Origin of the sequence: Actinacidiphila sp. bgisy160 (assembly GCF_965342435.1) — a bacterium.
In the GTDB taxonomy this organism is placed as follows: Bacteria; Actinomycetota; Actinomycetes; order Streptomycetales; family Streptomycetaceae; genus Actinacidiphila.
The window spans coordinates 1-19,520 of record NZ_CBDRCM010000054.1; the positions used below are offsets into that span (position 1 = coordinate 1).

The window sequence follows — 19,520 nt, forward strand, 5'->3', positions numbered from 1 at the left end:
GTACGCAGCGCTACCGCGACCATGCCCGCGCGGTCACCGGTGCCGAGCTTGCGGGCGATCCGGGCCAGGTGGCTCTTCACGGTCAGCGCCGACAGCCCCATGGAGACGCCGATCGCCTTGTTCGACTGGCCCTCCGCGACCAGCCTGAGGACCTCCACCTCGCGGCCCGACAGTTCGCGGTAGCCGCCGCCGTGGCCCGGCGCGCCCGGTGGGCGGCGCTGCAGCCGCTGGCCTGCCGGGCCGAGGGGCACGGCGCCGGGGCGGCCGGGGATGCCGAGGTTGGTGCGGGTGCCGGTGACGACGTAGCCCTTCACACCGCCCGCGAGGGCGTTGCGCACGGCACCGATGTCATCGGCGGCCGACAGGGCCAGTCCGTTGGGCCAGCCCGCCGCCCGGGTCTCGGCGAGCAGGGTCAGCCCGGAACCGTCGGGGAGGTGGACGTCGGCGACACAGATGTCTCGGGGGGTGCCCACCCGGGGCCTGGCCTCGGCGATGGAGGACGCCTCGATCACATCGCGCACCCCGAGCGCCCACAAGTGGCGTGTGACGGTGGAACGTACGCGGGGATCGGCGACCACCACCATCGCCGTCGGCTTGTTGGGGCGGTAGGCGACCAGGCTTGTGGGGTGCTCGAGAAGAACCGACACCGGGCCTCCTGGGACATTGGCTGGAAGGGTCACAGGTTCCTTCGGCAGCAACTTCGCCCGGCTTTAGAGAATGATCACGACTTGTTTAGTAACAATTCCGGCAATTCGGACGCGCTGTCGACCAGTGTCGATCGAAGGTGTGAAGATCGCGGTCACCGGGTGTCAGACCTGGTTGACGGCGGTAAAGCGAATGGTCAACGCGGACGTGGCCGCCCTCAGCGTGCCTGCTGCGGACCGCGCCGCTTGGGCAGCGGCACCACCGAGGGGCCGCCGCCGGGCGGGGGGCACGAGGGCTCGCCGGGCGCGGGCGGCAGGCCCGCGCAGGCGCACATCAGGTCGCACCAGGCCGCCAGGTGGGTGGCCATGTCCGGTACGCCGCCGCTCACGGCGAGCGGCGTCCACGAGGCGCGGATCTCGATGCGGGTGGAGTCCTCCCGCCCGGCCAGCGCCCCGAAGTGGTGCGAGGAGCTGCGCGAGACCGTGCCGCCCGCCGCGGTGAAGGCCGCGCCGCGGCCCTCCAGGGCGCCGGTCAGCCACGACCAGCTCACCTCGGGCAGCAGCGGGTCCGCCGCGATCTCCGGCTCCAGCTCCGCCCGGACCAGGGTGACCAGCCGGAACGCGCCGTGCCAGCCCTCCTGTCCGTCGGCGTCGTAGAGCAGCACCAGGCGCCCGTCGCCGAGCTCCTCCTCCTCGACGACGACCGCCGCCTCCAGGGCGTACGCGTGCGGCGCCAGGCGCTTGGGCGGGGGCACCGGATCGAGCTCCACCTCGTGCCGTACCCGGGCGCGCAGCAGTGCGTCGACCGCGTGCTGGAACGGGAGGGGGGCGTCGTTCCCGTCAGAGAGGTGCCCATGAGCCGCTGCCATGCCCGGAAGCGTAGGCCGAAGGGGGCCCACAGTGAGGGAGGACGCCCGGTCGGGCGGGTCGCCCACTTGGCGCATGCGAAGATTCGGGGGTGAGTGCGCACCAGCAGACCGCTGCTTCCCCCTTCATCCTGGCGTGCCGGCGCCGGCCCGTGCCGCACACCCCCGTGTGGTTCATGCGTCAGGCCGGGCGCTCCCTTCCCGAGTACCTCAAGGTCCGGGAGGGCATCCCCATGCTCGAGTCGTGCATGCGGCCCGACCTCGTCACCGAGATCACGCTGCAGCCCGTGCGTCGGCACAAGGTCGACGCGGCGATCTACTTCAGCGACATCGTGGTGCCGCTCAAGGCCATCGGGCTCGACCTCGACATCAAGCCGGGCGTCGGCCCCGTCGTCGAGCAGCCCATCCGCACCCGCGAGGACCTGCGGCGCCTGCGGCCGCTCGACCCGGACGACGTCAAGTACGTCACCGAGGCGGTCGGCATGCTCACGGGTGAGCTCGGCGCGACGCCGCTGATCGGCTTCGCGGGCGCGCCCTTCACACTGGCGAGCTACCTCGTCGAGGGCGGCCCGTCGCGCCACCACGAGCGCACCAAGGCCATGATGTACGGCGAGCCCGAGCTGTGGGCGGAGCTCCTGGACCGCCTCGCGGACATCACCTCCACCTTCCTGAAGGTGCAGATCGAGGCCGGCGCCAGCGCGGTGCAGCTCTTCGACTCGTGGGTCGGCGCCCTCGCCCCCGAGGACTACCGGCGCTACGTGATGCCTGCCTCCGTCAAGGTCTTCCGGGCCGTCGCGGACTACGGCGTGCCCCGCATCCACTTCGGCGTCGGCACCGGCGAGCTGCTCGGGCTCATGAGCGAGGCCGGCGCGGACGTGGTCGGCGTCGACTGGCGGGTCCCGCTGGACGAGGCCGCCCGCCGGGTCGGCCCCGGCAAGGCGCTGCAGGGCAACCTGGACCCCGCGGTGCTCTTCGCCCCGCGCGCGGCGGTCGAGAAGAAGACCCGCGAGGTCCTGTACTCGGCCGGAGCCGCCCCCGGCCACATCTTCAACCTGGGCCACGGCGTCCTGCCGAGCACGGACCCCGACGCCCTGACCCGCCTCGTGGACTTCGTCCACACCGAGACGGCCCGGTGACACCGGTGACCCCGCGCCGCCCGGCGCGGGGTCACCGGTGTCCGCCGCTACTCCCGCGGCTGTGCCTCGCCGTCGCCCGCCCGGGCCGGCGCGGGCACGGGCACGGGCAGCGGCTCCGCGGGGCCGGCCATCGGGCGCCGGGCGGGCAGCACACGACGCAGCAGCCGGAAGCCCAGGTAGCCCAGGAGGGCCAGCACCGCGAACGGGGCCACCGCGGCGAGGGCGACGAGGACGGCCCGCAGGGTCACGTAGAAGGCGTGCCAGCCGCTGCCGAAGGCGTCACCCACAGAGGCCCAGAAGCCGTCGTCGTCCTTCTCCGGTGCCTGTTCGACGGCCGGCTCCTGCACCTCCAGAGTGATCGTCGCCATGCCGGTCCGCTCCTTCAGCGAGGCCTGCTGGGCCTCGAGCGACTCCAGGTCGGCCTGGCGGGAGCTGAGTTCGCTCTCCAGGGCGACGATGTCGCTGAGCTTGGTCGCCCGGTCCATCAGCTCCCGCACCCGCGCCACGCTCGCCCGCTGCGTCTTGAGCCGGCTCTCGACGTCCACGACCTGGCCGGTGACGTCCTGGGCGGCCACCTTGCGGTTGCGCAGCGTGCCCAGCTCCGACAGGTCCTTCAGCACGCGGTCGTAGCCGTCCGGCGGCACACGGAGCGTGATGGTGGAGTACTCGCGGCCGTCGTCGTCCAGGCTGGTGCTCTCGTTGCCGACGTAGCCGCCGGTCCCCTCCACGAGCGTGCGGGCCCTGGCCACGGCGCCGGAGACGTTCTTGGCCTCGACCGTCAGCGTCGCCGTGCGCACGATGTACGACTGCGCCAGGGTCGGGGTCCTGCCCGCCCCGGTGCCGGTGCCGGGACCGCTGCCGGAGCTCTTGCCGGTGGCGTTCTTCGCGTCGCCGTCCGCCGTCCGCGCGCCGGGCTGCCCGGCCACGTCGGGGGCCGCGGCGGCGCCTGCCTTGCTGCTGCCCGCCTCGCTGGAACTGCTGTCGCTGCTGCTGTCGGCGCCGCAGCCGGTGAGGGCGAGGGCGGCGGCCAGTGTCAGGGCGCCCAAGGCGGCCGCAAGAGGTCCGCGGGCGGCGGTGGTTGACGTGCTCACAGGGTATCCCCCCGGGTCCGTTGCGTCTGTTGCCGATTCGACGTGAGGGGCACGGGCCGGGTTTCGGGTCCGCGATCCCGAAGAGGTCACGGTTAGGGCTCGTTCCGGCGTCTGAGACAGTGGAGTCATGAGCAATACGCAGCCCCGGGCCGGGCATGTGGTGGTCGTGGGCGGCGGGGTCTCCGGACTCGCCGCGGCACATTTCCTGCTGGAGGGCGGGGCGGCACGGGTGACGGTGCTGGAGTCCTCCGGGCGCCTGGGCGGGAAGCTGTACGCGGACGAGATCGCGGGCGTCCCGGTCGACCTGGGCGCCGAGTCGATCCTGGCGCGCCGCCCCGAGGCGGTCGACCTGGCCCGCGCGGTCGGCCTCGGCGACGACCTGGAGGCGCCCGCCACGACCAGCGCGGGCCTGTGGACGCGTGGCCGGCTGCGCCCCATGCCCAAGGGCGGCGTCATGGGCGTCCCCGGCGACCTCGGCTCGCTCGCCGCCTCCGGCGTGCTGTCGGCGGCGGGGCTCGCGCGGCTGCCGCTCGACCACATCCTGCCCCGCACCAAGGTGGGCGAGGACGTGGCGGTGGGCACGTTCGTCGCCGCCCGGCTGGGCCACGAGGTCGTCGACCGGCTCGTCGACCCGCTGCTCGGCGGGGTGTACGCGGGCAACGCCTACGAGATCTCGCTGCGCGCCGCCATCCCGCAGCTCTACGAGGGTGCGCGCGGCGGCCGCTCCCTCATCGAGGCCGTCCGCGAGAGCCAGCGCAAGGCCACCACCGCGCGGCAGGACGGCCCGGTCTTCGCCGGCATCCGCGGAGGCGTCGGGCGGCTCCCGGTCGCCGTCGCCGAGGCCTGCCGCGCCGCCGGTGCCCGCATCGAGACCGACGCCCCGGTCCGTACGCTGCGCCGCACCCCCGGCGGCTGGGAGATCGCCTTCGACCACGACGGCACCCGCGAGACGCTGGCCGCCGACGCCCTCGTGCTCGCCGTGCCGGCGCCCGCCGCCGCCAGGCTGCTGGCCGCGGAGTCGCCGGGCGCCGCCGCGGAGCTGTCGGCGGTGGAGTACGCGAGCGTCGCCCTGGTCACCATGGCCTTCCGGCGCCGTGAGATCGCCCACACGCTGCCCGGCAGCGGCTTCCTCGTCCCCCCGGTGGACGGGCGCACCATCAAGGCGTCCACGTTCTCCAGCCAGAAGTGGCACTGGAGCGGCGCCGCCGACTCCGACGTGTACGTCCTGCGCACCTCGATCGGCCGGCACGGGCAGGAAGCCGACCTTGCCTGGGACGACACCGACCTCGTCCGCCTGTCCCGCGAGGACCTCGGCGAGGCCGTCGGGCTCACCGCGGCCCCCGTCGCGGCCCGGGTCACCCGCTGGGACGGCGGCCTGCCGCAGTACCCGGTCGGCCACCTGGCGCGGGTGACGCGGCTGCGCGAGCACGTCGCGAAGCTCCCCGGCCTCGAGGTGTGCGGCGCCCTCTACGAGGGCGTGGGCATCCCGGCCTGCGTCGCGAGCGCGCGCGGCGCGGCGACGCGGGTCCTCGGCACCCTGCGGCAGGCCGCGGAAACGGACGGAGGACAATAGCCTCATGACCGACTCACCTGCTTCCGCCGCCCCCGCCAAGGCCCCCAACGCCGGCAAGAAGGCCAAGGACCTCAACGAGGTCATCCGCTACACCCTCTGGTCGGTGTTCCGGCTGCGCGACGTCCTCCCCGACGACCGCACCCGCTACGCGGAGGAGGTGGAGGAGCTCTTCGAGCAGCTCGCCGAGAAGGACGTCATCGTCCGCGGCACGTACGACCTGTCCGGGCTGCGCGCCGACGCGGACGTCATGATCTGGTGGCACTCCGAGACCGCCGACGCCCTCCAGGACGCGTACAACCGCTTCCGCCGCACGGAGCTGGGCCGCCGGCTGGAGCCCGTGTGGTCGAACATGGCCCTGCACCGCCCGGCGGAGTTCAACAAGAGCCACATCCCCGCCTTCCTCGCCGACGAGACGGCCCGCGACTACGTCTCCGTCTACCCCTTCGTGCGCTCCTACGACTGGTACCTCCTTCCCGACGAGGACCGCCGCCGCATGCTTGCCGACCACGGGAAGATGGCGCGGGACTACCCGGACGTGCGGGCGAACACGGTGGCGTCGTTCTCACTGGGCGACTACGAGTGGATCCTGGCGTTCGAGTCCGACGAGCTGTACCGCATCGTGGACCTGATGCGTCATCTGCGGGCTTCCGAGGCGCGTATGCACGTCCGCGAGGAGGTGCCGTTCTACACCGGGCGTCGTAAGCCGGTGGCGGATCTGGTGGCCGGCCTGGCCTGAGTCCCGAGCCCACGCGACGCGTCAGCTCAGGGCCGCGCGGAGGGCGGGGTCCGGGAGGGCGGAGGGGCCCCGGACGGCGAGGGCGGTGAGGAGCTGCCGGCGGTCGTCGGGGGCCGGGCCGTGGGGGACGTCGACGGTGCGCAGCAGCTCACGGCCCGCGGGGGCGGCCCAGCGGGTGTAGGGGTGGATCTCGAAACGCGCGATGGCCAGGCAGCCGAGGGTGACCAGCAGGGGGAGCGCGAACCACGGCAGCAGGGGCCGGCCGGCGGGGCTGAGGGTCGTCGCGGCGACCAGCGTGACCAGGATGAGGACGGAGGCCGCCCGGACCTCGCGGAGACCGGTGGAGACCGACTCCCGGGCCGCCGGGGGTACCGCCAGCCCCGCGTCGGCGAGGCCTCGGGCCAGGGCGCGGACCTCGCCGGAGGTGGCGTGCGCCGCGCGTATCGCGGGGACGGGAGCCTGGCCCTCGGGGCCGGTGGCGGCGATCAGGGAGCGCTCGATGGCATCGCGGCCATCCGGGTCGACGACGGTCGCCCAGCCCGTCCTGGCGAGCAGCAGACGCCGGTCGCGCCCCATCGTGACCATCGCCAGCTCGGTGACCCGGCGCGGCCCGCCGGACAGGAAGGCCATCTCGTAGAGCCCGAGCGCGTGGTCGGCCGCCGCCGCGGCGGCCCCGTCCGGCAGATCGGCCGCGGCGACCGCCGCCCTGCACAGGCGTGCGCAGGAGGCGATCGCCGCGGCCCAGGCCACGAGGAGGAAGAGCATCCACATGGGGGAGTTGTAGCCGACCCCCGCGGGGTTCCGCCCGCGGTTCCCCGAATCGGGTGCCGCGCGGCCTGACGTGTCAGCCGCAGTTGCGGTTGGCGTTGATGCAGCTGACGACCTGGTTCATCAGGCGCGCCGGCATGAAGTTGGCGAAGTCCGCGTGGTCCGTGACCGGCTTGTGCAACTGCTCGGGGAAGCTGTCGAGCGCGAAGTCCGGGCCCTGCGGGACCTTGTAGGTGAGCCGCATCTTCAGCTGCGGTACGGCCTTGAAGCCGGCCTGGCACTGCCCCGCACCGTCGGGGAAGACGATGTGCGTGCGGTGGTTGGCGCTGTCGGTGTTGGTCCCGTCCCAGCAGTTCGGGAAGTTCAGCGTGCGGACCACCCGGCTGCCCTGCGGGCACAGCGGGTACTTGTCGGTGAGCTGGCGGTTCTCGAAGCCCGTGCAGCTCCACGACGCCTTGGCGTTGGCGACGCCGTTGGTGAAGGACTTGGCGTCTCCCATGATGATCCGCAGCGTGGAGGGCATCGCCACCACCTTGGACGTCGGGCTGCCGCGGAAGATCAGCTGCACCGAGGTCGCCTGCAGGATCGTGCCGGTGTTGCCGTCGGCGTCCGGCGCGTCGTTGGCGGAGCGGCTGCGCAGCACCGGCCAGAAGTACGTCGACTTGTCCCCGCGGGCGCAGGTGGTGCCGGCCGCGGCCAGGGACTCGTTGGTCGAGAAGCCGTCGGTGCTCAGGTTGCCGACGTAGTCGTGGACGTGGTGCGCTCCGTTGGCGACGCCGGGGGCCACGATGAAGTTGTCGGGGTTGTGGTGCTTGTTCTCGTTGCGGCCGCAGCGCGCCGTGAACGTGCCGCGCGAGGCGCCGCGCTGGTTCACCGCCCGCTGTACGTTGGGCTGGACGGAGCGGATGTCGGCGAAGTCCTCGGGGGCGGGGCCGTTGGTCTGCGTGCCGCCGCCTGCGGGCGCGGACGCGGAGGCCGAGGCGGACGCCGAGGGCGCCGCGGAACCGTTCTGGCCCCCGTTGTCGGCCTTGGTGCTGTTCCCCGGGCTGGGGCTCTGCCAGCCGCCCGAGTGGCCCGAGTTGGACCGCCAGTGGGCCGAGGCCGATCCGGTGACCAGGGCGAAGGTGCCGCCGGAGCCGAGCAGTGCCAGCACGGCTATCAGCACGAGTTGCTTGGTGCTCAACCTGCGCCGGTGGTTCATGTGTTGTCGTGTGGGCATGGGATCGCTCATTTCTACTGCGACGGCTGGGGGGATGATGCCGCTGGGGGAAGTGAGTACGTCGGGGACGGGGTGACGATGAAGGTCGGTTCTCCCGGGGCCGGCGAGACCGGTACCGCGGCGGCGGGGTTGGTGGGGCTGGCGGTCGTGTCCACGGCGACCTGGTCGAAGTTGACCAGCCCGGTCTTCTCCAGAACGGTGATGTGGTCGAGCACCGTCGCGTTCGCCTGGTCGGCCAGTTCCCGCACCAGCGAATTACGGGTCGTGGCGCGCACCTGGGCGATGACCGAGAACACCTGGCCGTGGGCGAGCCGCAGGGTATTGGCGAATTTCTGGTCGAAGTCCTGGCCGCTCGCCGCGGAGAAGGTGGCCAGGAATCCCATTTGCTGCGCTGTGGGCTGATTCGGCAGTGTGATGCCCAATTGGGGCGCGATCGTACGGCACGTGGCGTCGAGGCTCGTGTGCCCGTCGATCAGGTGCTGCCCCGCTCGCTTGACCGCAGGCGTCGTCCCCTTCTGCAGGGCCATCTGCCCGGCGGGGAACTCCCACAGTCCGGCCAGCCGGACCTTGGTGACGAAGGTGCGGTCCAGCTGGGTGAGCGGACCGTACTGCGTGGACACGGTCTGGGCGCCGGCCGCGGTCACGGCGGGGCTGTTCAGCCCGGACATGACGGGGTAGGCCAGTGCGGCCAGGGTGACCACGAGAGCCCCGACCACGAGGCTGAGTCCGGTGGCGTAACGGGTGGATCGCATGGGACCGCACGTTAGTGCGTTTGAAGCGCCCAAGGCGAGGAACCGTCACGGATTCGCGAATTCCGGGAATCGGGGCGCGGGCCTTGATAAGTTGTTGCCTTTTCGTGCCCGATAGGCCCCGCCGCCATTCCCGTCGCAGGTCGGGAGCCTCCTGGAAAAAGATTATGGCAGCTTTGAACGGAGCCTGCCCCGCATACGTATGAATACGTGTGAGGGCTGTCGAGGGGCCGGGAAAACCCTTCCGCGCAGCCGCGACCGCCGGGCCGGGAGCGGCGCCGGGCCCGAGCGTTCCCGCCACCACGAGGCCAACTGCCGAGTGACCGCCGGGTCGTCCGTACCGTCCGCATGCTTTGTACCGCCCAAACTGTCGAGGACGTACGCCGCGAAGTCCAGGGCGTCGCGGCGGTAACCGCCCGCGAGCGGCCGTGCGGCGGCGTAGCGCAGGAACGCCGGCCGGTACGCGGCCCCCAGGATCCGCGGCAGTTCCGGCGCCACCTTGGCGACGATCCCGGCGCGCTTGGCGGCCAGCGCGCGGCTCTGCACGCCGATCCGCGTCCGGTCGAAGCCCTCCGGCACCGGCGTCCCGGCCACGAGGGCGGACAGCAGCGCGGTCTGCCGCAGCGCCAGACACTGTCGCGCCGCCCCGGGCGCCGCGACCGCCCCGGAGGGCACGGCGGGCGCGTCCGGAGGAACGTCAGCGCTCCCGCCCGTGCCCGCGTCCACTACGCGGCGGATCGCGGCCAGTTCGCGGGCCAGCTCGTCGCCCTCGGGGAAGGCGTCGTCCCGTTCCAGCAGCACACCGGGCGGGCAGGCCCTCTCGTACAGCGCAGCGAGCACGTCCAGCACGGCCTCGGGGACGGGGTGCGCGTGGCTGTCGTGCCATACGCCTTCCTTCTCGACGCCGCCCGCCACATGGACGTAGGCGATCGCGTGCACCGGCAGCGCGTCGAGCGCCGCGAGGGGGTCCTCGCCGCGGTTGACATGGTTCGTGTGCAGGTTGGCGACGTCGATCAGCAGGCGTACCCCGGTCCGCTCGACGAGCTCGGCGAGGAAGGCCCCCTCACTCATCTCCTCGTCCGGCCAGGCCACCAGCGCCGCGATGTTCTCCAGCGCGAGCGGCACCGGCAGCGCGTCCTGCGCGATGCGCACGTTCTCGCACAGGACGTCCAGCGCGTCCCGGGTCCGCGGCACGGGCAGCAGGTGCCCCGCCTCCAGACGCGGCGAGCCCGTCGGCTCCCCGCCGCCGCGGACGAAGGCGATGTGCTCGGTGACCAGGGGCGCGCCCAGAGCCTCCGCGCGCTGCGCGAGCGCGGCCAGCCGGTCCGCGCCGGGCCGCTCGGCGCCCCCGAGGCCGAGCGAGACGCCGTGCGGGACGACCGTGACACCGCGCTCGCGCAGCCGCAGCAGGGAGTCGGGGAGATGGCCGGGGCAGACGTTCTCGGCGACCGCCTCGACCCAGTCGACGCGGCCGGCCCGCGCGAGTGCCTCGACCGCCGCCGCGATCTCCGGCCGCCAGCCGATGCCCGTGCCCAGATACGAGTGCTCCATGCGCCCCCCTTCCTCCTGCCGGGGTTCTCGCCCGGCGCGGGGCCGGTGAACCCTGCGGGGGCGGGTTTCAGAGCTTGATTTGAGCTTGGGGCCTCAGCGGCGCAGCGCCGGGTGGTCCGCCACGACGGTGCACGACCCCGGGGCGATCTCGGTGAACCCGGCGTCCCGCACCACGGGCAGCCCGGAGGCGGTGAGCGCGTCCCAGGCGGCCTCCTCCGCCGTGCGCACCGCCAGGGGGAAACCGGCGTCGCGCCACAGCGCGCGCTCGGCGGGGGACAGCGCGAGCCAGCCGAGCTGGGCGCCGTGCCCGGCCTGCGCCATGGCCTTGCCGGCCGACATCCGCACCCCCGGGTTGAGCCAGAGCACCGGTGTCCCGGTCTCCGGAGCGGCGGGCTGCTCCGGGTCCTCCAGCTCCGTCCCGGACACCTGCAGCCGGGCCAGGTCCTTGGGCCAGCCGTCCAGCGGCACCGGCGGGAAGACGCGGACCTCGGCGGCCTTGCCGGTGACGTTGATGCCGGGCAGCGCCTCGGCCCGCTGCCACTCGGCGCCGCGCGCCCGCCGTACGACCTTGCGGATGCGGGCGTCCTCCCAGCCCCGTACCGCCTCGGTCCACTCCCCGTCCAAGGCGGTGGCGCGCTCGTCGGAGCGCAGGTGGAGCACGGCGCGGGCGGCCGTCTCCAGCGCGTCGGTACGCGCCGGCGGGGCGGCCCGCTCGATGCGGACGACCAGGGGGAGGACGAACTGGGGTGCGGCGTCACGAGGATCGGTTGTCACCTCGACAGTCTGCCACCCGACCCGGGAAGAGCTTGTCGGAGCCGATCCCTCCGGGCCAGGATGCCGGGGTGCACAGTGACCTCTTCGCGACCGAGAACACGGCGCAGCCGGCCACCGAGCCCGGCATGACCCTCCAGAACGCAAAGTCGATCAAGTACGCGGTGAACGGCGAGTGCCTGGCCCGCCAGGGCTCGATGATCGCCTTCCGCGGCAACCTGCAGTTCGAGGTGAAGGGCCAGGGCGTCGGCACGTTCCTCAAGCGCGCCTTCACCGGTGAGGGCCTCCCGCTGATGTCGGTGCGAGGCCAGGGCGAGGCCTGGTTCGCGCACGAGGCCGCCAACTGCTTCGTCGTCGACCTCGACCCCGGCGACAGCCTCACCGTCAACGGCCGCAACGTGCTGGTCTTCGACTCGACCCTCTCCTACGAGATCAAGGTCGTGAAGGGTGCCGGCATGGTCGGCGGCGGCCTGTTCAACAGCGTCTTCAGCGGGCACGGCCGCCTCGGCGTCATGTGCGAGGGCAACCCGATCGTCATCCCGGTCATCCCGCACGCCCCGGTGTACGTCGACACCGACGCCGTCGTCGGCTGGAGCGCCCAGCTGCAGACCTCCCTGCACCGCTCGCAGAGCTTCGGCTCGATGCTGCGCGGCGGCTCGGGCGAGGCCGTGCAGCTGATGTTGCAGGGGGAGGGCTTCGTCATCGTCCGGCCGAGCGAGTCCCGGCCCCACCAGCCCGCCAGCTGACGTGCGGCTGGAAGCGGTCGGCCGCCGGTACGGGACGCGCGGGCCCTGGGTGCTGCGCAACGTCGACCTCGACGTGCCCGGGGGACAGGTGCTGCGCGTCGAGGGGGCGAACGGCAGCGGTAAGTCCACGGTCCTGCGGATCCTCGCGGGCATCGACCGCCCCACCACGGGCCGCGTCACCGGGCGCCCGCGCACCGCGTACGTGCCCGAGCGGTTCCCGCCGGCGCTGCCCTTCGACGCACACGGGTACCTCGTGCACCTCGGGCGGGTGCACGGCCTTCGGGGCCGCACCGCCGCCCGCAGGGCCGCGGAGTGGCTGGAGTGCCTCGGCATCGCCGGGTACGCCCGGACCCCGCTCGCCCAGCTGTCCAAGGGCACCTGCCAGAAGGTCGCGGTGGCCCAGGCACTGGTGGCCGACCCGGAACTCCTCGTCCTCGACGAGGCGTGGACCGGGCTCGACCGGGACGCGCGCACCGTCCTCGACGACGCCGTCCGGGCCCGGAGCGCCGCCGGCGGCAGCGTCGTCTTCGTCGACCACGACCCACGCCGGCTGGCCGGCGACACCACGGCGGCGCACCGCGTCGAGGACGCCCGGCTCGTGCCGGTGCCGCTGGACGCCGCCGCCGGGCCGCGCGTCGTCATCGAGGCCACGGGCGTTGGGGAGCCGCCGCCCGGCCTCGCGTACGAGCCCGCCGGGCCCGGCACGCTCCGGGTGACCGTCCCGGCCGCGGAGGCCGACGCCGTCCTGCGGCGGCTGCTCACCGCGACCCCGCCCTGGCACATCCGCGCGGTCCGCCCCGCGCAGCCGCCCACGGAGCCCTCATGACCGCGACCCTGCACTACCGGACCGCCCTGCTCCTGCGGTCTTTCCGCTGGCTGCCGCCGCTGCTGCTCTACGTGGCCGTCATGGGGATCGGCCTCGCCGGGGGACCGCGGCCGCTGCTGGACTGCCTGGGCTGGGCCGCCGCCGCGCTGCTCCCGGCGGCGGCCTGGCTGGTGCGGGTCAGCGTGACCGCCGAGCCGTCGGCCGGCCGCGCCTGCGTCGCGGCGGCCACCGGGCCGGGCCGGGCGCACACGGCGGGCGTCCTGGCGGCGCTGCTGTGCTCGGTCGTACTGGGCACCGCGGGCACCGCGGTGGTGCTCGGCATCGCCGACCCGCACACCACGGACCGTCTGAAGGCCATTCCGGTGTTCACGGCGGCGGTGGCCGGTCTCCTCGCCGCCCTGGTGACCGCCCTGCTCGGCACCGCCGTCGGCGCCCTCACCAACCCCCCGGTGCTGCTCCGCCCCGGATGGGCGGTGCCGGTCACGGCCCTCACCGCGGTTGTGGTCCTGGTCGCCGCCGGATCGCCCGCCAACGCGGCGGTCACCGGGCTCGTCACCGGCTCCCGTACCGGCGCGGTCCCGTTCCCGCTGCTGCCTTTGCTCCTGGCGGCGCTCGCGGCCGCGGGCGCCACCTGGCTCGCCGCGACGCTCAGCGCGCGCCGAGGGTGACGTGGCGATGGTGCAGGTGGGGGCGCTCAGCCCTCCAGGGCCATCCGGACGCCCAGTGCCACGAGTACGCCGCCGGACACCGCCTCCAGACGGCGGCGCACCGTGGCGCGGCTGAACACCGGCCTCAGGCGGTCGACGAACCAGACGTACGCCCCGTAATAGCCGACCTCGTAGACCGCCCACAAAGTCGCGAGGCCCACCATCGTGGGCAGCTGGGGCACGCCGGAGGGCACGAACTGCGGCAGGAACGACATCGCGAAGACCGCCGCCTTGGGATTGGCCAGGTTCATGCCGAGGCCGGCCCGGTAGGCCGCCCATGGGCTGACCGTCACCTCCTCACCCGCCGCGGCCCGCTCGGGGTCCGGGCCGCGGCGGGCGGCACGCAGCGCCTGGACGCCGAACCAGATCAGGACGGCCGCGCCGACGATCCGTACGACGTCGTAGGCGAGTCGGGAGGCCGCGATGAGCGCGGTGAGGCCGAAGGCGGCGCAAAGGCCCCATACGAACACACCGGTCTCGTTGCCGAGGACGGTCGCGAAGCCGGCGCGGCGGCTGCGCAGGGAGTGCCGGATGATCAGCACCGTGCTCGGCCCGGGGGCCGCGGCGATGAGGGTGCAGGCACCGAGGAAGGCCAACAGGACGCTCAGCATCCCGTCATGATGCTGCGGCGGGCCCCTCGCGCACCAGCCGGTTTCCGTGCGCCGTCGCGTCCTGCCGGCTCAGGACCGGCCGGCTCTGCCCCGAGTCGTCCGGGCCGCCGGTGCCGCCACGGTCGGACAGCCGCATCGCGACGCATGCCCCGGCGTACAGCACGGCCACCAGGACCAGCAGCGCGCGGTAGCCGGTGAGCAGCGCCAGGTACTCCAGGGTGCCGCCGGTCAGGGCGCCCAGGAGGTTGGCGCCGAAGGCGGCGGTCGGGTCCGGTGCCTGCGCGAGGCGGTCGGAGAAGATCAGGTTGGCGCAGAAGATCGGCGCGAAGGCGAGCGCGACGGCCGCCGCCAGCCGTGCGGCGAAGGGCAGCGACAGCACGGCCTGCGCCGGGACGAGCCAGCCGACGGCGAGCGTCACGAAGAGCAGGATCTGCAGCGCCGTCTGGTTGAGCCGGCGCATGCGGCGCCGCACCTCGACGGCCGCCAGCACCGCCAGCAGCACCCCGATGAAGACCAGCGCGTTCACCAGCCAGGTGGTGCCGAAGTACAGGGCGAAGCCGATGACGTTCTTCGTCTCCAGCAGCAGGAAGGCCGCGCCCATCAGGAACATGTCGGTGTAGCGCAGCGTCCCGCGCAGCCGCACCCCGGCCAGCCGTACCGAGATCACGGTGACCAGCAGGATCAGGCCGAGCGCGCCGAGGTAGAGGCTCGGCACGGTGCGGTTGAGGAGGTAGGGGAAGGGGTGGTCGTCGTCGGCGGGCGGGGGCACCGCCCCGCTCGCCCGCCAGACCGTCCCGCAGTTCTGGTCCGTCGGCGTCAGCCCGGCCACGAGCACCGCGGCGCGCTTGCCGTACTCCGTCATGCACGGCGCATGCCCGAAGACCTGGTCCAGGCTCCCGGCGAAGCGGTCGATCAGCCATTGCTGCCGGTAGTAGTTGTACATGGCGAACGCGCCGCCGGGCGCGAGGTGGTCACGGGCCGACTCGAAGGCCTGCTTGGTGAAGAGGTAGCTCTCCAGCCGCAGATTGCTGGCCCCCGACACCAGCGTCAGCGAGTCCGGCAGTGCCAGCACGATCAGGTCGTACGTGGTGTTCGTCCGCTCCAGGAAGGCCCGCCCGTCGTTGATGTGGACGTGCACCCGCGGGTTCTCGTACGGCTTCGCGGGGTGCAGCTTCGCCCCGATCTCCTGCAGCCGCGGGTCGATCTCGACGGCGTCCACGTACTGCGCCCCGTTGGCCAGCGCGACGGCGACGTCGTTGCCGTTGCCCGCGCCGATCACCAGCACCTTGCGGTGCGGATTGTCCGGGGTCTCCCGGTAGGCCTGCTCGTACGGCGAGCCCGGCTGCCGCAGCACCTGCAGCGGCGCGATGCTCTGGTGCGGCACGCCGTTGGCGGCGATCTTGTACGTCCGGGAGCTGGTGCCCGGCTCGGGGCGGGTCAGCTCGATCTTGTAGTACGGCGACCACGACACCCCCGCTGCCAGCGACTCGAAGAGCAGCGTCAGGACCATCGCCGTCAGTGGCAGCGCGTACCGCAGCGTGTTCCGCCGCCCGCCGAGGACCAGCAGCGCCGCCGCGGCGATCAGCCCCCACACCAGCGAGGGCGCGCGCAGCCACGACAGCCCCGCGAAGGCCACCGAGCCGGTCAGCGAGCCGATCAGGTCCCAGCGGTACGCCTCCAGCGACGGCAGCTGCCGGAACAGATCGGCGGTGATCTTGCCGATCGCCATCATCGCGGCCGCCACCAGCAGGAAGAGCACCGGCAGCGTCACCCACTGCGGCAGCCCGGTGGTCTTCACCGCCGTGAAGTAGATGATGTCGCCGCTGCTCTGCCGCACCTGGACCGGGAACTCCCGCACCAGCACGACGAGCACCGCAAGGGGCAGCGGCGCCCACCGCTTGAGCCACTGGCCTCGTTCCGCCCTGATGAGGAAGCCCAGCCCGATGCCCAGGAAGGAGCCGAGCAGGATGAAGTTGGAGAAGTAGCTCAGATGGACGACGTTCGCGCCCGCCCACCGGATCAGCGCCAGTTCGACGAAGAGCATGGTGGCGCTGGCCAGCAGCAACCTGGCCCGTACGTGGTGTTCCATGCCGGGCCACGTTGCCATCCGGCGGGCGGCGAGTCGACGGACGCGCCCCGCGTGGCGCGCGAGCCCCACGCGGGGGGCCTAGCCGTCGGATTTCGTGATCAGTCCCCCGCGGGGGCCAGCCGCAGCGAGATCGAGTTGATGCAGTAGCGCTGGTCCGTCGGGGTGTCGTAGCCCTCGCCCTCGAAGACGTGCCCCAGGTGCGAGCCGCAGCGCGCGCAGCGGACCTCGGTGCGGACCATGCCCATCGAGCGGTCCTCGATCAGCTCGACGGCCTTGCTGTCCTTCGGGTCGTAGAAGGACGGCCAGCCGCAGTGCGACTCGAACTTGGTGTCCGAGGTGAACAGCTCGGCGCCGCAGGCGCGGCACGAGTACACGCCCCGGGTCTTGGTGTCGGTGTACTCACCCGTGAAGGGACGCTCCGTGCCCGCCTTGCGCAGGACCGCGTACTCCTGCGGCGTCAGCTCCTGACGCCATTGCTCCTCGGACTTGTCGACTTCGTACGCCATGGTCCTCCCTCTCCTCAGTTCTCCAGGCGCGCCAGGATGCGCGGACCGAGATCGGTCACGTCTCCCGCGCCCATGGTGAGAACAAGGTCACCGGGTTTGGCCATTCCGGCGATGACCTCGGGGACCGCTTCCTTGTCGTGCTCCGCGGCGACGTCGGCGCCCTCGGCGGCGGCCGCGTCGATGATCAGGTCGCTGGTGATGCCGGGGACCGGGTCCTCACGGGCCGGGTAGATGTCCAGCACCACGGAGGCGTCGGCCAGCGCGAGGGCCTGGCCCATCTCGCGGCCCAGCTCCTGGGTGCGGCTGAACAGGTGCGGCTGGAAGACCACGAGGATGCGCCGGTCGCCCGCCGCCTCGCGCAGGGCCTGCAGGTCGGCGGTCATCTCGGTGGGGTGGTGCGCGTAGGAGTCGATGACCTGGACGCCCGCCGCCGTGCCCTTCAGCTGCAGCCGGCGCTTCACCCCGGTGTAGGTGCCGAGCGCCTTGGCCAGGCTGTCCGCCGGGACGCCCAGCGCGACGCCCGCGGCGAGGGCGGCGACCGCGTTGTGGGCGTAGTGCCGGCCGGGCACGGACACGGTGAAGGTGTGCTCCTCGCCGTCCAGGCGGACGGCGACCTCGCTGGACATCCCGTGCGGGACGACCCGCAGGATCCGTACGTCGGCCTCCTCGTCCTCGCCGACGCGCACGACGTTCAGCCCGCCGCGGCCCGCCACCCGGGCGGCCAGCTCCCGTGCACCGGCGTGCTCGCCGACGACCAGGGTGCCGCCGGGCACGATCTTGCCGACGAAGACCTCGAACGACTCGTGGATCTCGTCCATCGACGCGTAGTTCGCGTGGTGGTCGAGCTCCACGTTCAGCACGATCGCCACCTCGGGGACGTACTTCTGGAAGCTGCGGTCGCTCTCGTCCGCCTCCGCCACGAAGATCTCGCCGGTGCCGTGGTGGGCGTTGGAGCCGGGGGCGTCCAGATCGCCCCCGATGGCGTACGACGGGTCCAGGCCCAACGCGGACAGGCTCACCGCGAGCATGGAGGTGGTGGTCGTCTTGCCGTGTGTGCCGGCCACCGCGATCGGGCGCGAGTCCTCCATCAGCGCCGCCAGCGCGTCCGAGCGGTGCACCACCGGGATGCCGCGCTCACGTGCCGCGGCCAGTTCCGGGTTGTCGTCACGGATGGCGCTGGAGACGACCACGCAGGTCGCCTCCGGCGAGAGGTGGGCGGCGGCGTGGCCGATGCGGACCGTCGCGCCGAGGGCACGCAGCGCCTCCGCGGTCTCCGAGTCCTTCGCGTCGCTGCCCGCGACGTCCGCCCCGCGCTGGGTCAGGATCTTCGCGATGCCCGACATTCCGGCCCCGCCGATCCCGATGAAGTGCGGTCGGTCCATGCCGGGGGGAAGGGTGGGGCTCATGCGAGGTGCTCCCTGGAACTCACGGGGTCGGTTGTCGGCCTCCCCGATTCTTCCACCAGTCGGGGGCGCGGCGTCCGCTCAGTCCTCCGCGTTGTGTGCGAACAACTTCAGCACCGGTACGCCGACCTTGTGCCGGGCCCGGGACGTCCAGTCGCGGTGGAAGAACTCCTCCACCAGGTGCGGGGCGGTCAGCACGATCACCTCGTCGGCATGAGTCTGCTCGACCACCGACTTCATCAACTCGATGGGGTGTCGCTCGACCACCTCGCCCACCGCCTCGCAGCCTGCCTCGCGCAGTGCGGTCAGGCTGTGGTTCAGCGCGCGCTCCGCGGGCAGCAGGGCCTGGTCGCCCTCCGGGCGGTCGCGCTCGTGGACGGCCTTGTCCAGTTCACCCAGGGCGACGTCGTCGATGGCCCGCAGCAGCCGGTCCTGGTCGCCGCGGGGTTGCATGAGGACGACGAAGGAGACGGGCTCGTCACCGTGGAGCGTGGTGACCAGTTCCACGTCTGCGGGGACGAGCGGCTGCTCGATCATGAGTACGGTCGTGAACACGGACGCGTCCTTCTCTCTCGCGGGCCGTCGGGCCTGCCACGGAAACCATCCTGCCCCGTCCGGGCGCGGGGCACGCGGGGACATGCGTTCCCCGGCCGCGGCGGGCGGACATGCGGGGGTGGACAATCGGCACCATCCGGGTGAAACCGGTGGAGCGGGCGGTCCTGGTGGATTCCGGCCGCTCCGGGACGGGCCTCAGCCGCGCACGTAGCGGGTGAAGAGAAAGCCCTCCTCCTCCAGGATCGACACAGGGGTGAAGCGGACGGGGTCGGCGATGCTTGGGCCGTTCATGATCCGCATGGCGTCCCCGGCAGTCAGCAGCGGCGCGATCGTCAGGCACAGCTCGTCGATCACCCCGGCCGCGGCGAACTGGGCGAGCAGCCGCGGCCCGCCCTCGGTCAGCATCCGGCGCAGCCCGAGCGCGGCGAGTTCGCGCACCGCGCGCGCCGGGTCCACGCCCGTGCCCGTGCCGGCCCGGACGACCCGCGCCCCCGCCCGCTCGGCCGCCGCGACCCGGTCGGCCGGGGCGTCCTCGCCGGTCAGCAGGAGGGTGGGTACCAGCGGCTCGGTGAACAAGGGCAGCGAGAAGTCCAGGTCGAGCCGGGCGCTCACCACGGCGATCACGGCGGCCGGGCCCTGCCCCGCCGCGGCCCTGCGGTCCGCGAAGACCTCCCGGGCGCGGGCCGGGCGGTAGCCCTCCTGCCGCACCGTCTCCGCGCCGACGACCACGACGTCGGCCAGGGCCCGCAGCACTCCGAAGACCCGCATGTCGGCGTCCGAGGACAGCGGCTGGGAGCGCCCGTCGTGCCGGGCCGCGCCGTCCAGCGACGACACCATGTTCGCCCGCAGCCAGGGCGCCCCGCCGGCCGGCTCCGGGTACGCGTAGGCATCGGCCAGGGTCTCGGCGGTGTCCAGGGTCTCGGCGGTCGCGGGAGCGGGGAAGAGGCGGCGCATGGCTGCAGTCTTCCACGGC

At 73.1% G+C, this 19,520-nt stretch carries 20 protein-coding genes; 6 read left to right on the top strand and 14 right to left on the bottom strand.

The genetic code is table 11. From position 1 onward, the window contains the following. Both ACRWNP_RS30175 and ACRWNP_RS30180 read right to left on the bottom strand, forming a co-directional pair. The coding region (locus tag ACRWNP_RS30175; protein ID WP_431966918.1) for a LuxR C-terminal-related transcriptional regulator at nucleotides 1-647 on the bottom strand (647 nt) is incomplete at its 3' end. A gap of 215 nt (nucleotides 648-862) precedes the next feature. After that, nucleotides 863-1,513, bottom strand: a complete 651-nt coding sequence (locus ACRWNP_RS30180; RefSeq protein ID WP_431966920.1) for a DUF3000 domain-containing protein — start codon at nucleotides 1,511-1,513, stop codon at nucleotides 863-865. 89 nt (nucleotides 1,514-1,602) lie between these two features. On the opposite strand from ACRWNP_RS30180, the gene hemE reads away from it, so the two are divergent. Continuing rightward, complete coding sequence (hemE, locus tag ACRWNP_RS30185; RefSeq protein ID WP_431966922.1) at nucleotides 1,603-2,646, top strand: uroporphyrinogen decarboxylase; 1,044 nt, start codon at nucleotides 1,603-1,605, stop codon at nucleotides 2,644-2,646. 47 nt (nucleotides 2,647-2,693) lie between these two features. Here hemE and ACRWNP_RS30190 read toward each other — a convergent pair whose 3' ends face one another. Then, nucleotides 2,694-3,737: a DUF4349 domain-containing protein gene (locus tag ACRWNP_RS30190; protein WP_431966924.1), complete on the bottom strand. Its 1,044-nt coding sequence runs from the start codon at nucleotides 3,735-3,737 to the stop codon at nucleotides 2,694-2,696. Nucleotides 3,738-3,864: 127 nt separating this feature from the next. Here ACRWNP_RS30190 and hemG point away from each other — a divergent pair, with 127 nt between their 5' ends. After that, complete coding sequence (gene hemG, locus ACRWNP_RS30195) at nucleotides 3,865-5,310, top strand: protoporphyrinogen oxidase (protein WP_431966926.1); 1,446 nt, start codon at nucleotides 3,865-3,867, stop codon at nucleotides 5,308-5,310. A 4-nt stretch (nucleotides 5,311-5,314) separates the two neighbouring features. After that, nucleotides 5,315-6,046 (top strand): hydrogen peroxide-dependent heme synthase, encoded by a 732-nt coding sequence (gene hemQ / locus ACRWNP_RS30200; protein ID WP_431966928.1) that lies wholly within the window; start codon nucleotides 5,315-5,317, stop codon nucleotides 6,044-6,046. A gap of 21 nt (nucleotides 6,047-6,067) precedes the next feature. On the opposite strand, the gene ACRWNP_RS30205 is transcribed toward hemQ, so the two are convergent. From ACRWNP_RS30205 to ACRWNP_RS30225, 5 genes are all read right to left on the bottom strand, one after another. Further along, the gene (locus ACRWNP_RS30205; protein ID WP_431966930.1) at nucleotides 6,068-6,817 is read right to left on the bottom strand and encodes a TIGR04222 domain-containing membrane protein; all 750 of its coding nucleotides are present in this window, start codon (nucleotides 6,815-6,817) and stop codon (nucleotides 6,068-6,070) included. 73 nt (nucleotides 6,818-6,890) lie between these two features. Next, the gene (locus ACRWNP_RS30210) at nucleotides 6,891-8,033 is read right to left on the bottom strand and encodes a DUF1996 domain-containing protein (protein WP_431966932.1); all 1,143 of its coding nucleotides are present in this window, start codon (nucleotides 8,031-8,033) and stop codon (nucleotides 6,891-6,893) included. Between the two features lie 14 nt (nucleotides 8,034-8,047). Then, complete coding sequence (locus ACRWNP_RS30215; protein WP_431966934.1) at nucleotides 8,048-8,785, bottom strand: DUF4142 domain-containing protein; 738 nt, start codon at nucleotides 8,783-8,785, stop codon at nucleotides 8,048-8,050. A gap of 162 nt (nucleotides 8,786-8,947) precedes the next feature. Next, the gene (locus ACRWNP_RS30220; protein ID WP_431966936.1) at nucleotides 8,948-10,333 is read right to left on the bottom strand and encodes a DUF692 domain-containing protein; all 1,386 of its coding nucleotides are present in this window, start codon (nucleotides 10,331-10,333) and stop codon (nucleotides 8,948-8,950) included. A 93-nt stretch (nucleotides 10,334-10,426) separates the two neighbouring features. Then, nucleotides 10,427-11,107, bottom strand: a complete 681-nt coding sequence (locus tag ACRWNP_RS30225) for an aminoacyl-tRNA hydrolase (protein ID WP_431966938.1) — start codon at nucleotides 11,105-11,107, stop codon at nucleotides 10,427-10,429. A gap of 68 nt (nucleotides 11,108-11,175) precedes the next feature. Between ACRWNP_RS30225 and ACRWNP_RS30230 the strand changes: the two genes are divergently transcribed. From ACRWNP_RS30230 to ACRWNP_RS30240, 3 genes are read left to right on the top strand one after another with little or no spacing between them, the layout of a single operon-like run. Then, nucleotides 11,176-11,850, top strand: a complete 675-nt coding sequence (locus ACRWNP_RS30230) for an AIM24 family protein (protein ID WP_431966940.1) — start codon at nucleotides 11,176-11,178, stop codon at nucleotides 11,848-11,850. Nucleotide 11,851: 1 nt separating this feature from the next. Next, nucleotides 11,852-12,676: an ABC transporter ATP-binding protein gene (locus ACRWNP_RS30235; RefSeq protein ID WP_431966942.1), complete on the top strand. Its 825-nt coding sequence runs from the start codon at nucleotides 11,852-11,854 to the stop codon at nucleotides 12,674-12,676. Beyond that, complete coding sequence (locus tag ACRWNP_RS30240) at nucleotides 12,673-13,344, top strand: ABC transporter (RefSeq protein ID WP_431966944.1); 672 nt, start codon at nucleotides 12,673-12,675, stop codon at nucleotides 13,342-13,344. The genes ACRWNP_RS30235 and ACRWNP_RS30240 overlap by 4 nt, the downstream gene beginning before the upstream one ends. 26 nt (nucleotides 13,345-13,370) lie before the next feature. Here ACRWNP_RS30240 and ACRWNP_RS30245 read toward each other — a convergent pair whose 3' ends face one another. From ACRWNP_RS30245 to ACRWNP_RS30270, 6 genes are all read right to left on the bottom strand, one after another. Continuing rightward, the gene (locus tag ACRWNP_RS30245) at nucleotides 13,371-13,994 is read right to left on the bottom strand and encodes a LysE family translocator (protein WP_431966946.1); all 624 of its coding nucleotides are present in this window, start codon (nucleotides 13,992-13,994) and stop codon (nucleotides 13,371-13,373) included. A gap of 4 nt (nucleotides 13,995-13,998) precedes the next feature. Next, complete coding sequence (locus ACRWNP_RS30250; RefSeq protein ID WP_431966948.1) at nucleotides 13,999-16,083, bottom strand: spermidine synthase; 2,085 nt, start codon at nucleotides 16,081-16,083, stop codon at nucleotides 13,999-14,001. Between the two features lie 98 nt (nucleotides 16,084-16,181). After that, nucleotides 16,182-16,589, bottom strand: a complete 408-nt coding sequence (gene msrB, locus ACRWNP_RS30255) for a peptide-methionine (R)-S-oxide reductase MsrB (protein ID WP_431966950.1) — start codon at nucleotides 16,587-16,589, stop codon at nucleotides 16,182-16,184. A 14-nt stretch (nucleotides 16,590-16,603) separates the two neighbouring features. Further along, on the bottom strand, nucleotides 16,604-17,995 hold the full coding sequence (gene murC, locus ACRWNP_RS30260; protein WP_431966952.1) for a UDP-N-acetylmuramate--L-alanine ligase: 1,392 nt from the start codon (nucleotides 17,993-17,995) through the stop codon (nucleotides 16,604-16,606). Between the two features lie 78 nt (nucleotides 17,996-18,073). Continuing rightward, nucleotides 18,074-18,547 carry an indole-3-glycerol phosphate synthase gene (locus ACRWNP_RS30265; protein ID WP_431966954.1) on the bottom strand — a complete coding sequence of 158 codons (474 nt, stop codon included), beginning with the start codon at nucleotides 18,545-18,547 and terminating at the stop codon, nucleotides 18,074-18,076. Between the two features lie 195 nt (nucleotides 18,548-18,742). Next, nucleotides 18,743-19,501 (bottom strand): pyrimidine reductase family protein, encoded by a 759-nt coding sequence (locus ACRWNP_RS30270; RefSeq protein WP_431966956.1) that lies wholly within the window; start codon nucleotides 19,499-19,501, stop codon nucleotides 18,743-18,745. Between the last annotated feature and the right edge of the window lie 19 nt (nucleotides 19,502-19,520).

Coding starts and splice junctions, on each gene's coding strand:
- ACRWNP_RS30180 (WP_431966920.1), bottom strand. CDS start 1,513: ATGGCAGCGGCTCATGGGCACCTCTCTGACGGGAACGACGCCCCCCTC.
- hemG (WP_431966926.1), top strand. CDS start 3,865: ATGAGCAATACGCAGCCCCGGGCCGGGCATGTGGTGGTCGTGGGCGGC.
- hemQ (WP_431966928.1), top strand. CDS start 5,315: ATGACCGACTCACCTGCTTCCGCCGCCCCCGCCAAGGCCCCCAACGCC.
- ACRWNP_RS30205 (WP_431966930.1), bottom strand. CDS start 6,817: ATGTGGATGCTCTTCCTCCTCGTGGCCTGGGCCGCGGCGATCGCCTCC.
- ACRWNP_RS30210 (WP_431966932.1), bottom strand. CDS start 8,033: ATGCCCACACGACAACACATGAACCACCGGCGCAGGTTGAGCACCAAG.
- ACRWNP_RS30215 (WP_431966934.1), bottom strand. CDS start 8,785: ATGCGATCCACCCGTTACGCCACCGGACTCAGCCTCGTGGTCGGGGCT.
- ACRWNP_RS30220 (WP_431966936.1), bottom strand. CDS start 10,333: ATGGAGCACTCGTATCTGGGCACGGGCATCGGCTGGCGGCCGGAGATC.
- ACRWNP_RS30240 (WP_431966944.1), top strand. CDS start 12,673: ATGACCGCGACCCTGCACTACCGGACCGCCCTGCTCCTGCGGTCTTTC.
- ACRWNP_RS30245 (WP_431966946.1), bottom strand. CDS start 13,994: ATGCTGAGCGTCCTGTTGGCCTTCCTCGGTGCCTGCACCCTCATCGCC.
- ACRWNP_RS30250 (WP_431966948.1), bottom strand. CDS start 16,083: ATGGAACACCACGTACGGGCCAGGTTGCTGCTGGCCAGCGCCACCATG.
- msrB (WP_431966950.1), bottom strand. CDS start 16,589: ATGGCGTACGAAGTCGACAAGTCCGAGGAGCAATGGCGTCAGGAGCTG.
- murC (WP_431966952.1), bottom strand. CDS start 17,995: ATGAGCCCCACCCTTCCCCCCGGCATGGACCGACCGCACTTCATCGGG.
- ACRWNP_RS30270 (WP_431966956.1), bottom strand. CDS start 19,501: ATGCGCCGCCTCTTCCCCGCTCCCGCGACCGCCGAGACCCTGGACACC.